8 protein-coding genes are annotated in these 15,802 nt (G+C 41.2%); all 8 read right to left on the minus strand.

From position 1 onward, the window contains the following. Position 1: 1 nt before the first annotated feature. The 8 genes from V2H41_RS04920 to V2H41_RS04955 all read right to left on the minus strand — a co-directional run bounded on the left by V2H41_RS04920 (position 2) and on the right by V2H41_RS04955 (position 15,746). Positions 2-1,432 carry a Gfo/Idh/MocA family protein gene (locus tag V2H41_RS04920; RefSeq protein WP_330974017.1) on the minus strand — a complete coding sequence of 477 codons (1,431 nt, stop codon included), beginning with the start codon at positions 1,430-1,432 and terminating at the stop codon, positions 2-4. A gap of 246 nt (positions 1,433-1,678) precedes the next feature. Beyond that, complete coding sequence (locus V2H41_RS04925; protein ID WP_330974018.1) at positions 1,679-3,562, minus strand: RagB/SusD family nutrient uptake outer membrane protein; 1,884 nt, start codon at positions 3,560-3,562, stop codon at positions 1,679-1,681. Between the two features lie 11 nt (positions 3,563-3,573). Further along, positions 3,574-6,714, minus strand: coding sequence for a SusC/RagA family TonB-linked outer membrane protein (locus tag V2H41_RS04930; protein WP_330974019.1), 3,141 nt, complete (start codon positions 6,712-6,714; stop codon positions 3,574-3,576). 369 nt (positions 6,715-7,083) lie between these two features. Beyond that, positions 7,084-8,196, minus strand: coding sequence for a DUF4998 domain-containing protein (locus V2H41_RS04935; RefSeq protein ID WP_330974020.1), 1,113 nt, complete (start codon positions 8,194-8,196; stop codon positions 7,084-7,086). Between the two features lie 27 nt (positions 8,197-8,223). Further along, positions 8,224-9,423, minus strand: coding sequence for a DUF5000 domain-containing lipoprotein (locus tag V2H41_RS04940; RefSeq protein ID WP_330974021.1), 1,200 nt, complete (start codon positions 9,421-9,423; stop codon positions 8,224-8,226). 26 nt (positions 9,424-9,449) lie between these two features. Next, the gene (locus V2H41_RS04945; protein ID WP_330974022.1) at positions 9,450-11,327 is read right to left on the minus strand and encodes a RagB/SusD family nutrient uptake outer membrane protein; all 1,878 of its coding nucleotides are present in this window, start codon (positions 11,325-11,327) and stop codon (positions 9,450-9,452) included. A 48-nt stretch (positions 11,328-11,375) separates the two neighbouring features. Further along, positions 11,376-14,519: a SusC/RagA family TonB-linked outer membrane protein gene (locus V2H41_RS04950; protein WP_330974023.1), complete on the minus strand. Its 3,144-nt coding sequence runs from the start codon at positions 14,517-14,519 to the stop codon at positions 11,376-11,378. A gap of 411 nt (positions 14,520-14,930) precedes the next feature. Then, entirely contained in the window at positions 14,931-15,746 is an 816-nt protein-coding gene (locus V2H41_RS04955; RefSeq protein WP_330974024.1) for an SDR family oxidoreductase, read from the minus strand. Between the last annotated feature and the right edge of the window lie 56 nt (positions 15,747-15,802).

The raw sequence follows: 15,802 nt of genomic DNA on the forward strand, positions 1-15,802 counted from the left end.
ATTATTTTTTGATTTTATGCTGAACATAATTGGTACCATAAGGATAACGTTGCGGTCTGCTAAGCAGTTTGTTCGCTTCTATATTGTTTTTGAAAACTTCTTTCACAGGATCCCAATATAGAGTAGTGTTGAGTTTCATGGCAGCGTGTGCAATCAGACAGGCACTGCATGAACGGTGTGCTACTTCTGCCGGGCTTATGGTTTGTTTTTTGGATTGAATACAATCCAACCAGTTTTTATGTTGCTCAGGGCTTTCATACAAATGAATTTCTCTGGGCCCGATAACAGATTTAAGGATCTCGGGGTTGCTTGCATTGAATGCTTTATTCTCCTTGCTATTACCACTAGTAGGATCGGTAGCTGTTACGCCTACATTACCGCGAGAAACAAATATCCATCCATCGGTTCCCACAAATTTAACACCGTTGGGATTTTTGCTATTAATGTACATGGTAACGCCATTAGCATATTTGGCTACAACTTCGTAGTCGCCATGAACATTCCACAGTCCAGTTTTAGGGAAATCGGCTCTTCCGGTAACTTCAATAGGTCCGGTTAGTTCCGTATTCATGCCCCAGTGGGCGATATCGATATGATGCACGCCCCATCCTGTTATCATTCCAGCTCCGAATTGTTCCACTCTTAGCCAGCCGGGTCTTGAATCAATATCGGTAGGATGGTGCACTCTGTCTTGAGTGTAATAAACGTAAGGAGTGGAGCCCAACCACATATCGTAATCCAAGCCGTCTGGAATAGGCATTTCGGTGGTATTTCCTCCGGGAGGATCCGAGGGGAGTCCGACGTGAACTTCTATTAGTTTGCCTATGCGTCCGTTACGGACTAGCTCGCAAGCTCTTTTGAACTGAGGCCAAGGAGAGACGGAGCGTTGTTGGCTACCCAATTGAAAGACTACTCCTGTTTTTTGGATCACATTGCTCATGGTGCGGCCTTCTTCAATGGTAAGAGAGGTTGGTTTTTGCAGATAAATATGTTTGCCCGCCAGAGCAGCTTCCATGGCCGGTTGTGCATGCCAATGATCGGGAGTACTAATGATCACTGCGTCGATATCTTTATTGGCAAGCATATCGTGATAATCATTGTAAAGTTTGACATCGATATATTTGCTATTGCCTGTTTTTTTTGTATACCAACCTTCAATCAGTTCTTTACCTTTTTCTCTACGATATCGATCTACATCTGCTATAGCTACGATGCGCGCCACATCATTTTTAAATGTTTCGGGTAAATCATGTGTGCGAGCAATACGACCACATCCGATCTGTCCGATGTTGATCTTATTACTAGGTGCGTTTTTGCCAAATACTGTAGACGGTACAATAGTTGGAGCGCCAAAAACAAGAGCGCCGGCAGACACACTTAATGTGTTCTTAATAAATTTTCTTCTGCTTTTGTTGAAATCGGATTTAGCCATCACAATCGTTTTAAAGTAGTAGGAGAATAACGTTAAAAGTGATTTCTAAGGTACGTCATAAATCTTTGTTCTGATGATTTTTGGAAGAGTAATTTGTATTACAACGTTTGAAATATTTAAGCTGAAAAAATGATGTTTAAAGAGTCGATATTCAGCCTGTTTTGCTAATCTATTTTGAGTTTAAAAATGAATACCATTCTGATTATTCAGAATGGTATTCCTGAGAAAAACTGCTTATATATTGCATTATTGCACCTCTACTCTTAATGGTGGTACATTGTTTTCGGCACCGGGATATCCGATGTTCTGATTGATTACACCTTTAATATTGGTAGTGATTACTGTGGAAGGTACCGGCCATAATATATGGTGTACACTGATTTTGTATTCTGCCCATTTGTGTTTTACACCTTTGTTGTAGAAGTTGTTCTTAGTCACAACCCAATCGTACCAAAAGTTGATGCCCATTTGTTTGACGTTGGCATTAGTACCTCCTGGTCCGCTTAGATTTTCTAATTTATACACACGCCCACCGAAAACTTCGCAAGACTTACCCGTTCTTGCGTAGATATAAGATATACGAACGAGTTCAATATGTCTGTTTTCTTCATAATATAATTCACGGGCTCTTTCATCAAGAATTTCTCCAATGTTTATATCAGCGGCAGTAAGGGGTTCTGCGCCGGCTCTAGTACGAACTTCATTCAGTGCCACTGCGGCTTCTGCTGGTTGCCCTTTCCAGTAATAGCATTCGGCTAGTAGCAGATATACTTCGGCAGAACGATAGATATACCAAGGAGTTTCTCCACCTGCCCATTGTGTTTGTAGTGGATCGGGGACAAACACCTTATAATGAGGCCATGGATACCAACACCGGATAGTGTCTTCCACACTCATAGAAGCCGGTTTTACTAAGTTCTTGCCATACCATGGACTGGGACTGGACCCTGTTTTCAGATTAGGGTGATTATATCTCAAATCTTCCATTCGTTTCCAGCTATCACGGTTGTGAATACCACGCATGTCATTCGCTTCCTTATCGGCGCGCCAGATATCATTGGTAAAGTACCATGTCGACCTTAATCGCCCGATTCCGCGGCCATAAGTTTTGTTCAAATCCATGGTGGGGTCTGTTTCATCGGCAGCCGGTGTGACATTGGTACCGGTTCTGCCATCAGGTGTAATTACACTACCACTATTCCAGAAGGGAACGGCGTTGCGCATGCTTTGTATACGATCGGAACCAGTTACTTCCGGATAAGCTACCACATACATCAATCCCTCGGTATTTGACATGTCCAACTTAGCTTCTACACTGTGGAGGTCAAACATCAGATTGGTATTAGGTTTATTCCTATTAGAAGTAAAACGTTGTTTCATCAAAGGGTGAGCTGCAACGATCTCTTTGCCGATGGTGATGGCGCGATCAAAATCTCCAAGCACCATGCAGATTTTCATCAACAATACTCCACATGCAGATTTGGAAGTGCGGCCACGGTCTACATTATCCGGCACCCATTGGTATGCAAACTCTAGGTCTTTTTTCATCTGCTCCAAAATAGTCCAACGATCGTATGAATAGAAGTCATATTTGGGTTCGCTGATTTCATCACCGATGTAAGGTACATCTCCAAATTGGTGGGTTAATTTGAAATAGCGATAAGCCCTCTGAAAATATGCGGCACCTAGTACAGCGTTTCTTTCTTCTTCGCTTGTAAATTGCGCATTATCTATTCTGGCAATAACGGAGTTGGCGTATTTAATGCCTTTGTATCCCTCGTACCAATACCATCCGACGCGAGTTGTATTCACATTATTTAGGTCTGCATCAGGCAACAAGGATATATCCATATCCATTTGAGGACCTGCCTTGTCTGTAGTTCCTTCCACGGCAACATCGGATTGGATGATTTCGGTAAGAATAGGAGAGCCGTCTCCAAAAAACTCATGGCGCATGTTTCTTTCGCAGGAAGTAAGCGCAGAATACATGCCCTGCACATCTGATAGTGCTACACCAGGCTCGTAAAATGATAGGGGCTTTGGTTTGAGCCAATCTTTTTTACATGCTGCAAGTGAAAGAGCAAGCGCTGATACAAGCAATGCACTTTTATATATATGTTTCTGTTTCATAGTATCAATGATTAAAGGGTTAAGTTAAAGCTTAAGTTGTAGGTGCGGGGTGTAGGGTTGGCGCCTGATTCTGGATCTCCGAATTTCCATTTAGGGGCCCATACAGCAGCATTTCTTATTGATGCTGATATTCTCAGTCCCATTACATTTATTTTGTTAAGTATGTGTTTGGGGACAGCATAAGAAAGCGCAACGCTTTCGAGTCGAATGAATGAGCGCTCCACATAATTATTGCCTAGGTTTTTAGAACCTATGCGTGCATAATCATTGATCGGATTGTCTGGAGTCCATCTGGGCATTGCATAATCAGTAGTCCTGTCTGTAAAGCTGGCATTATTAGCCGCACGGTTGAATGTTCCCATTTGTCCCCAATTGGAGTAAAGGAAGAAAGAGAGATTGAAGTTTTTGTAATCAATATCATTTCTCCATGACCAGCGGAAGCGCGGTGTAGAGTATCCTTGGAAGATGCGATCTTCATTGGAAAGAATACCGTCTCCGTTTTGATCCTTATATTTGAAATCGCCCGGCTGATTACCATATTTGGCTGCTTCGGCTTCTTCGCCGATTTGCCATACGCCAATGCGTTCATAATGCCAGTATCTATCTGGATCCTGACCTATGAACCAGCCATTCTTAATATCATCTGCTTCTTTTTGACCGATTACATTGCCGTTCTCATCCAAAATGTCGATCATATCGCCATAAAGACTCTTGATTTTCCTGCGATTCAGCATGAAGATTACGGAAGAGGTCCATTTGATATCACTCTTACGGATAATATCTCCTGTGAGGGTAAATTCGAAGCCTTTATTTTCCATTTTACCTAGATTGGCAGCTACGCTATTGAATCCGATAATTTCCGGAAGCACGCGATCCACCAATAAGTCTTTGGTTGTAGCGATATAAGCATCAATGCTACCACTTAATCTGTTATTGAACAATCCGAAGTCAAGCCCTAGGTTGTAGGACTCTTTAGCTTCCCATTTCAGAGCCAGATTGGCCATACGGTTAACATATAGCTGAGAGTACAGATAAATGTTGCCGTTTTGATCTATATACGGGTGTAGGCCGGAGGTCATATCAGACAATGCGTCATAAATACCAATTTCTCTGTTTCCGTTTCTACCCCATGAAAGTCTTAATTTGGAATAATCGAGCCATTGGATATTGCTCATGAATTTTTCTTCTGAGAAATCCCAGGCAAATGCCAATGCGGGGAATGTAGCACGGGGATTTTGAGAACCGAAAGCGGAATACCCATCGCGACGCACAGATGCTGTAATCATATAGCGATCTTTGAAAGAATAGAACACTCTTCCCATTAATGCATCACCAGTTCTATAAGTATCATCACTTTCGGCTAAAGGAACAGCCCCTGCCTGCAAGCGGTGATAACCCAGAATGTCGCTGGGACTATATTGTGAAGATTTGGCGGTAGTGCGCCACCTCTGACCCTTTTCAGCATTCTGTAATAAAGTTACTTCAACATTATGTTCGTTAAAGCGACGTTTCCATCTGATGATATTATCTATTTGCCAGTTGAAGGTTTTTTCGAATGTACGCTCGCTGGAGCCCCCGGTTGCCGTCCATTGCGGGTTTTTGGAGGATTCGTGGTTATAGAATTCTCTCCATACGAAGGAAGGCGTGTAGGTGGACTGGAATTCTATACCCAAAGGTAGATTGATAATACCATAGATACTTGAGTTTAAGGTATTATACATGTCCTTTCTATCCCGATAAAGATTGTCGTGGAATGGATTGACAGGAGTGGGGTCTCCGGTGGGCAGTCGTCTGAACGGGCTATTGGGATCATCCAGATTATTGGAGCCAAAAGGAGAGATGTTGGTCATTTGTCCCCAGTCAGCTTGGAGAAAACCTTCATCACGTACGGCGAAGTTTGTATTAGCGCCTACTTTTAAGAAGGACGTGATTTTCGATTCCAGATTTAACCTAGTACGAAAATTTTTATAACGATCCCCAACAATCACTCCTTTACGATCCACATAGTTTAAGGAGAAATAATAATTGGATTGATCATTTCTATTAGATACACTTACTGAATAATCCTGCTGGAACCCTTTCTGGAAAACTAGTTTTTGCCAGTTTGTAATTTTATTATTTAAATAGTTTTCAATTTCGGGCGCTTTTAACTCTAGGCGGGATAACCACATGCGTATTAATTCTTCCTCGGTAACAGAGGTAACGGGAGTCTGCATGTCGTAGTTGTACCATGTCAAGGGATCTACGTTTTGAAGTTTTCGCGGATCTACAAACTTCTCTGGATATTGTTGGTGGTAAGCATCGTTGTTTTTCCCCATTTCATAATCATAGCGCCATTTAAGAAATTCTTCAGCATTCATTACACGGGGCGTTCCTACTTCTTTTACGAAGCCTATATTACTATTAAAAGTGATACGGGGCTTACCTCTTGCACCTTTTTTGGTAGTAATCAAAATAACTCCGTTGGCGGCTCTGGCTCCAAATACAGCAGTAGCACTCGCATCTTTAAGAATGTCGATAGACTCAATATCGTTGGGGTTGATGTCTGTAAAAGCACCGTCAAATATCACTCCGTCCACGACATTCAGTGGACTGTTGCTTGCTTTCAGTGTTCCACTACCTCTCACCAGAAAGCTGGCAGTAGATTTTGCATCGTTAGTCATACCCACAATAATACCGGCAGCATTACCTCTTAAAAGATCCTGAACCGATCGGGGCGATTCTTTTTCGAGATTGGTGGCTTTGACCGATGCTACAGCTCCTGTAACATCTCTTCTGCGTGCCGTAGCATAACCGATGGCCACTACTTCGTCCATGCTAGAGGCGATGGGCGTCATTGTTACATCTACTACTGCGCGACCACCCACCTGAACTTCCTGATTGTTATAGCCGGTATGGCTAAATACGAGTGTACCATTTGCTGGCACTCCCGAAATATGATAGTAGCCACTATCGTTCGTTGCTGTACCTAGGGTTGTATTATTAACAATAACACTTACTCCCTTCATGGGTTTTTGTTGTTCGTCAATAACCCTACCCCTGACTTCCTGATTTTGTGCCTTTGTGAAGTGAGGAATAATGAATAGAGAGCTTAGAAAAGTAAATGCAAGCAAAGTTTTTCTGGGCCGTTTTTTTGATAAATACTTTTTCATACGAATGGCTTTAACGTTTAAACTGTAAATGATTTTTCAAATGAAAAACTGGCAAGCTCAAAAGAGTATAGGCAATTGAGTGAAACAATAATAAATAATATTTATTACAACTTGAGACTTTGCACTTTTGATCACCTGTAATCCCTATTTACAACGTTTGAAATAGAAAATTTTATTCCGAAGTCGTTGCTGGTAGCAGCTTTAGTGAAAAAACGATTTTGTGAAGGGTGATGGAAGGCTTCTAGAAATGAAAAAAGTTCCCCTTTGGGGAACTTTTGTGATGTGAGCACGAGTAGATGGTTATGACGAAGGTGTTTGAATATTTAACTTAACTTATTTAATTTATTTAAGTAGCTCTATGTGTGCACTTTAGCGTGCATAAGCTCCAAATTCAGCTAAGGCTACATTGTTTGAATTTCCGTAATCATTCAATGCAATCAATTTAATATGGCGAGCTTGTGTAGTCTCCGGTAAATCAATATAATGCTCCGCACCTGCACGGTTTTCGAGTGTGTATTTCATATGGAACGTCCAGTTAACACCATCCATACTGGTATACAATTCGATATCTTTTACAGGATTTACGTTTTCTGGTCTTTGTCGTACGATGAATCCTTCAATAGATTTTACATCTCCCATATCAATGGCTGCCCAGTGCGGATAATAAGTTTGCGGCGATATTTGATTTACCCATAAAGTACTGGGGTTATTGTCAATAAGATTAGATGGAGGTCTGTAGCTACTACCCGGGCGAGTATCAAAGCTGGATGCTGTAGCTACCCAACCATCTTTAGGTAAGGGGTATCTCTGCCCTTTTACATACATTCCCACCCAATCTGTATAGAAAGTGTCGATGGCATTAACAGGCAGATATACGGTTCGGTACTCAATATCTCCCCGCGAGAAGTCGGGAGTCATAGAAAGTAAGACGCTTTTGTCGATAAAGAACAGCCTTGGTTCATCATTATTGTCTATGTATTTCACTTCTGTTCCGATAATTGTTGTATCCGACAGACTACCCCATAGGATGTTTAAGCTGTCGTTAACAACGGTGGCATCATTAATAGGTCGCGACAAGAGTCTGGACTTGTATACATCTCCATAAACCCGGCCAATGGCCTCAACCTTAATTGAACTGTTCCCTTCTTTATCGAATGTGTATATTTCAAATACATATGGCCCTTCAGGCATATTATTGAAAGGGATATATACTGATTCGATCGAGGGATCAATTGGCACTTGAACCGAGTCTGCACGATTGTTCCAATACACCTTGGCGTGAGTAACCTTAGGATCGGCTGAATTGGTCCATGTTAGTATAAGTCGATTATAACCCGGAAGTACTTTTACCTGCACCGGTTTTCCGGGATATTTTGACTGGCCATAGTTAAGATACTCTTTATAGGTATCATCCATCTTAGAGCAGGTGCTCAAAAGTAGGATCATCAATGCTAATATTGTAAGAAAACTATACTTTTTCATATTTTATTCATTGGGATAGGTAAGTGTTTATGGTGTTATATCTGCATCTCCCCAGAAGGTTAGTTCTGCTATATAAATATAGTCAAGGTAACCCCAGGTTTCATTTATCTTGAATCTCAGATATCTTACGGGAATCTGTTCCGGAAATACAAAGTCTTCTCCTTGTTCTGATGCAAATGTTGCATCTTCTGCTGTAATCGGTCCCTCGCCCGAGGGTTTGTAGGATTCGCAATCCATGAGTTTAATCCAGCCGTTCCAACTACCCGAAGGATCAGGCGCTGTAGCAGAGCCCCATACTTCCCATTTACGAGGCGCGCCTAACTGATAAACATATTGCGTGCCGTATCGGTGATAGAATTTATACCGGCTTAGGTAACATAATCTACCCATATCAATTGTAAACCACTGAGGGATTCCTGAGCCAGGGCGCGTATGGAACGGAGCTGACCCCGATCCATAGTTGCCATCCCATAACTTATCTAGTGTCCAGCTAGCGTTGGCATGACCTCCGGCAACATCGGTAGGTAATGCCACAATGCGAAACTGATCCTTAGGAATCATTTCTTCGAAGATAGGTGTAATCGTTTCGGTAATAGTATCAGAATAATTACCCCAACGATCTCTGATTACAGCTCCAAATAGTCGAGGCACGCTAGGAAATCCGCGTAAAGAATATCTTCCCTGTGCAGATTTGGTATAGTAAGTTTCTACCTCAGTCAGCTTCCCCGAAGAGTCTGTAGTTAATAAGGTTACTGCCAGACTAGCTTCTCCACTATTACTAAAAGAAATTGTGGTGCCGCCGAATGTTTCGCTGAACTCAAATGTATTAAAAGCTTCCAGCAAGGGTGGTGTAAGTGGCGTGAACTTTACACTAACGGGTTGAGATGGTTTTTCACCTTCGCTTACCGAATATAGCTGTATCTCATACTCCTTTACTGCAGGAAAACCATCCACCAAAATACTATCTACGTATTGAGAAGCAATACTTTCTCTTTTTACTCCGGGTCTTATTTCATATACTGCTTTTACATAACGTAGATTAGCGTCTGTAGGAAGCTTGTATTTTACAACTGCGGCTCCGGGTAATGCTCTTACAGAGACTACAGATACGGGACCCGGTGCCGGTCCATCTTCTAAAGGTCCAATATATTTTTCTCTGGAGCATGCCCATATTAACGTCAGGCAGCAAAACATTGAAATATATGTTATGTGCAATCTGTTCATCATAATCTTGTTTATTACTTGAAAATTTATTACCAACCAGGGTTTTGTACCGTATTATTATTGGCAAATATTTCTACTTCACGTATCGGCCATAAATAATCCTTGAGTCCGAATGTTTGTTGATATAGTACTTTCTCACGATAATAACCTGCCGGAGTTACCTGATCGATATCCCACCCAGTAATGGGTTGATTTAACTCGTCAATTGCTTTTTTCCATCTTCTTAAGTCCCAGAATCGTTGTCCTTCAAACATGAGTTCGATAGCACGCTCTCTGTGTATAATCTCTCTGAGTCCTTCTTTAGTTGATGGTTTGGTAGGATTAGTAGAGTATGCCGTCCAAGCATCTACTACGCCGGGCAATCCGGCTCTCTGTCTGATTAAGTCCAAATAGTAGTATACTTCATTGGAGGGACCGTTTACTTCATTCAATGCTTCAGCGTATAGGAGATACAGGTTTGCTAATCTAATTATCGGCCAAGGATAATTTTCTCTGGAGTAAGTATTACTTTGGATAACATTTACATAGTTGACGTATTTCTTCGGCCAGATGCCTGTACTGTTATAACTGTCGTTAGCAATATTAGCCGCAGGTTCACCTTTCTTTGAGGAAACATACCATGTATCATCTGCGTCAAATTTACCCTGTCCGTACCAAACGCCACCATCGAATCCTAGGTTAGCATAATACCGAGGCTCTCGATCCACATTAAAACGGACAGTTGTATATTCATTAACGATATAATATTTGTTTTCGGGGGTACCTTGGGTAAGATTAAAACGTGCGCCGTAATTCCAGCTATTATCTTCTTCGATGGGAACCCCATTTTTGGAATAATAAAGCGCTGCAATTTTTAATGGCACTGCACAATTCCCTAAGGTACTGCGTGAAGCTCTGAGTGCGGGATCTAGGCCTCTTGGTGTAGATTGAATCTGAAGGTTGTCCACCATACTGTTGGTATTACCCCAAACAATTTCGGCATTCCACTTTTCATTGAATGCATTTCGAATGTTCATCTGCGTGCGAATCACTTCCGGTACATTATATTGTCTCACACTTTGGCTGTAATAATACAGCTTATGTCCTGCAGCATGACAAGCATCAATAGCTTCTTTACAGGCTTCTTTAGCCTTTACCCATTTTTCAGGATCGTACACAGGATTGAATAATTGTACACCTCTACTGTCTTTGAAGTTGGCATAATCCGGATTGCCATTGAAAAGAGGACTGGCAGCCGTAACTAGTACCTCGGCTTTAATAGCTAGTGCAATGGGCTTAGTAACACGTCCTAATTCATCTGCTTCATTCGTGATGAGATCCGGTAAGTCAGCAATGGCTTCATCTAATAACTGTACTACATAATTAAAACAAGAGTCAACCGGATCTCTGAAGACACGCACCGTTTCCGGATCGGCATTGATGGGTAAGTTTACTCTTTTAATAGGAATGGGGCCATACATTCTTGTGAGATAATAATGATAATAAGCTTTCAGGAACTTTACTTCGGCAATCCACCGGAGTCTTTCACTCTGATCTATATCGGGTGTTCTACCTATATTTTCAAGAAAGATATTGCAATCACTAATGCCCTGATATAAGTCTTTACCGCCTTGTGTGCCCTGCCAGAAATTGTTGTAAGGATTAACCACGTTTTGAAATCCACGGGCTATGTTCCAGCTATAAGGTTGATAGAAATTGTGAAACCAAAGTTCGTCACCTGCTCCTAATGCAGGATTCTCATTGGCTGAACCCGATAAGACACTGTGTCGGGGAAGATAGCTGTAGCAGGTGAATAAAAACTTCTCTGCCTGCTGTCTCATGTTGAATGCATGATCGATGGTGGCTATATTATCCGGAACTACATCCAAATATTTTTTACATGCAGTAAGGGATAATGTAATTAACATAACAATTATGAATAATTTGCGTTGCATAGTTCTCTCAGATTAACAGTTTTAAAAATTAACTAACAGGCCTAAGTTGTATACCTTCTGATTCGGATATCTGAGCCCGTTTCCTGCCATCTCAATATCCCATGTTTTGAATTTGCTCCATGTATAAAGGTTTACGCCACTTAAATACAGTCTTGCAGAGGAGAGCCCGATTCTTTTTAATAATTGCGGTGTAAACTTGTATCCAATCTCTATGTGTTTTAGCCTCAGGAAAGCTCCGTTGCGCATAAACCATGTGCTGGACTGAATATTATTAGTAATAGGATATGTGCTTAGACGTGGCCACATAGCATACAAATCCCGGTTGTCCTCTGACCAGTAGCTATCAGCGTAAGCTTTTAATAACTGATTTACATATTTGATTCCGGAATTGCGTTCATCGCTGTTATAGTAATAAGGTGTGAACGGAGCTGTAGCTTCAGGATCTATCCAGAAAGAAGATCTGCCCGAACCCTGAAAGAAAACAGAAATGTCAAATCTGTCATTACCACCCGAGATACCAAACCCGTAAACTATTTCAGGTGTGGTGGGATAGCCGATGGGAACCATATCGAGTTCGGTAATCCTTCCGTCGCCATTTACGTCTTTATATTTTATATCACCGGCCATGTATTCTCCGAATCCTTGAGTAGGAGAGTTTGCTACCTCTGCTTCATCAGCAAATAATCCCAATGCTATATAACCCCAGCGTTGATTAATGGGATAACCGGTTCTATCGCGCCACGGAGCTCCGGGATAATTATAATCCTCATACACTTTATATCTTGAGGTAGCATAGGTGAAATTACCCATGAGTTGTATGAAGTAATTGTTTTTAAAGGTGTGATTGAAATTTAAATCTATATCAACCCCTTTGCCTTCTGCCTCACCTATATTGGTTTGCGGTTGTGCCCACAATCCCATAGAAGCCGGTGTTGAAGAACGTTGTTGAAGAATGTTGTATCTATTGCGTATATAGTATTCGGCTATAAGATTTAATTTTCTAAGAAAACTTAACTCTATAGCAAAGTTGGCATCTCTTGAAGTTTCCCAAGTAATATTCGGATCTGAGTAGCGCGAAATGGAAATACCCGGACGTGAGTATCCGTTGTCGCGTCCGAAAACTGCACCATAACTGCTATTGTTGAGGTTTACTTCGGATAAGTAGAAGAAGCGATCGCTGGCACTTCCTATATCATCTTTACCGGCGTATCCATATGTGGCTCTTAGTTTGAGATTATTGATTTTGTCTTTCAGGTTTTCAAAGAAAGGCTCGTTAGATACTGTCCAAGCAATACCTGCAGAAGGGAAGAAGCCCCACCGATGTGATTGATGAAAACGTTCTGAACCATTGTAGCCAAAGTTGATCTCTGCATGGTAACGATTTTTATATCCATATGTAGCTCTTCCCGATAATCCGATATTTCTAAAGGGGAGCGATTCCTGAATGTTGCCAGCGTTAGGATTTAATCTTTCCTGAAAATATCCGATCACCATACCACTGATGGTATGAGCCCCCAATGTTCTATAATAATCAATAGCCGCCTCACCATATATGGTTGAGTTGATTTGTTTAAGACCTTCGTCGTAACTAAGGGTTTCTCTACCTTGTGCCTCATTGATAAGATAGATATTATAAGTATTGTCTCTTATGTTATAGTTAGAAAGCCCATAGTAAAAGGGGATATATTGCCTTGTAATAGTAAAGTAGGAGTGTCTGTCTGTGCTTAAACGGCCTCTGGCTTTCAGTCCGGGAGTAATGGCTTTAAGGTCTTGTTTTAACTCCAGTTGCGCTCCTATTTTTGAGCGACCTCTGTCTTGGTAGCCTTTTACCATATCCGCATATGGATTGAGATAGGTGCCGTCATAGTTTCCAAACATAATATGGGTTACATATTTATGCTTTTCATCTATAGGATAGTAGGGAGGGAAAAGTACCGGGTTAGCCCGCATCACACGTGTATACATATCTCCTCCGGAATAAATAGGGCCATTATAATCCTCGAAAACTCCATATAGCCTCACAATCATCTCTGTTGTTGGGAATATGTACATGTTTACGTTGGAGCGTAAGGAGTATGTTTTAAAGTCAATGTTATTGTTGAAGTTATTTCTTTTGTCTACTTTCAATAGGCCATTATCCTGAGTGAAGGTACCGGCTACGTAATATTTAGCAACGTCACCTCCGCCGCTCAAACTCAGATTTATTCGTTCGTTAATAGTATGGTCTTTGAATAATTCTTTGCGCCAGTCCGTTGCCGGGAAGATATAAGAACCGGAACCAGGAACCGTATTGTCTATTTTCTCTTCAGAATATAAAAGAGGAGCCAGAGGATCGCGCGTGAGGATGGCTTCGTTATTAAGCTTCATATAAGTAATAGGGTCAGCCAGCTCCACATCTTTTGTGTTCTTAGAAAGGCTCGTTTCAACGCGTAGGGTAACATTGGTTTTGCCCTTTTTTCCTTCTTTAGTGTTAATAGCAATCACTCCATTGGCAGCCCTACTTCCGTATAATGCTGTAGCTGTTGCGTCTTTATATACATTGAAGCTTTGGATATCATCTACATTAATTCGAGCAAGGTCATTTGTGGTGGATTCAATACCATCTATTAGAATCAAAGGACCGCGTCCATATCCAAAAGTTGTAAGACCTCGTATATAAAACTCTGCATTATCTGCACCGGGTTCCCCTGTTCTTTGAAACGCAATCATGCCCGGAACGCGTCCAGCTAGTGCTGTAGTAAGATTACTGGAAGGGATTTTTAGTTCCTCAGGTTTGACCTGAGTCACAGAACCTACTATTTCCGATTTTTTCTGTGTACCGAAGGCAACCACCACTACGTCTTCTAATTGTTCTCTGCCCGCAGCGGGTCTCATGATAATATTTATAACCTTCCTTCCCGATACGCCAATGGTTTGAGGTTCCATGCCGGCGTAAGAAAAAATGAGTGAGTCGTTTGGTTGGACCGAAATGGAATATTCTCCAAGATGATTGGTGAGCGTAGTTTGCGAAGTGCGTTTTACAACTACTGATACAGCTTCAAGAAACTCATCGTTTAAGTTTTTTACAGTACCTGTTACCAGTGTCTCCTGTGCCCCCGCATCCAGATGGATTAAATAGAAGGCAGTTAGCATTGCGCTAAGCAAAGTTTGTTTCAGTACTCTCATATGCTTTTTAAAATAATGGGCGTACGAATCCTTAATAAACCCGTATCCCGAGTTTTATTATTAATGATAAAATGTATCTTCTGCTGAAATATTTAACAGATTACAATACAAGCATATGGATTGCTTATGTGACTAGCAATCCTACTGTGATTAATAAGCATTTTGATTTTAAATAAAAGTTTTTTACGTTATAAACAGTCTCCAAGTCAAGCAATCGCTGTTGTTCCTGTTGAAAACAACGGCGATTGCTAAAATACACAATTAGCTTTAGTATTGTATCAATACTTGTTATTACAACGTTTGAAATTGTTGAAGGCTTAAATGTTTAATATAGGATGGCCGCAGGATTGGAGACAGGACTTGATAGATAGGATAGGGAGTTAAGTATAAGGAGGGTAAAAAAAAGTGGCGTTAAACGCCACTAAATATTGAAAATCCACCATCTACGTTAATGACTGTTCCGGTAACAAACTTGGATGCATCACTGAGTAACCATACCAAAGCTCCGATGAGTTCGTCTGCATCTCCCAGTCTTTTGAATGGAGTGTGTGTAACAACGAGATTTCCTCTTTCAGTATAGCTCCCATCGCTGTTTGTTAATAATGTTCTGTTTTGCTCGGTAAGGAAGAAACCAGGTGCAATAGCGTTCATTCGTATGAGGTCTTTGTATCTATTGCCTAGTTCCATAGCAAACCATTTGGTGTAACTGTCTATAGCACTTTTGGCCAAGCTATAGCCTAGCACACGGGTTATGGCTCGTTGGGATGCCATTGATGATATATTCACAATGGAACCTCCAGTACTGTTTTGTGCTATAGCTGCTCCAAAGATTTGGGTGGGAAGAACAGTGCCGAATAAGTTCAGTTCAACAACTTTTCTTAGGCCATCCATATTTAAATTAAAAAGGTCTGCATCGGGCTGCACAATAGCTTCGGGTATATTACCACCTGCGGCATTTACCAGACCATCAATTTTACCGAAATGTTTTAGTACTTCATCTTTTGCATTAACTAAATCATTCTCATTTGTTACATCAGCCTTTAGGGCTAGGGCTTTTCCTCCTGCAGCAATGATTTCACTGGCACGCTCATTGGCTACAGCTTCATTTCGTCCTAGAATGCATGGGATCCCCCCAGCTTGTGCTATTCCTTGTACAAATGATTTTCCCAAAATTCCGGTGCCACCTGTAACAACAATTACTTTACCATTTAAACTAAAATCGGCCATAAATACTCTATGTTAATTGTTAATTAATATTGTTTGCTATGTTTTCTTGGGCTTTC

It is taken from the genome of Niabella digestorum, assembly GCF_036409055.1.
Classification (GTDB): Bacteria; Bacteroidota; Bacteroidia; order Chitinophagales; family Chitinophagaceae; genus Niabella; species Niabella composti.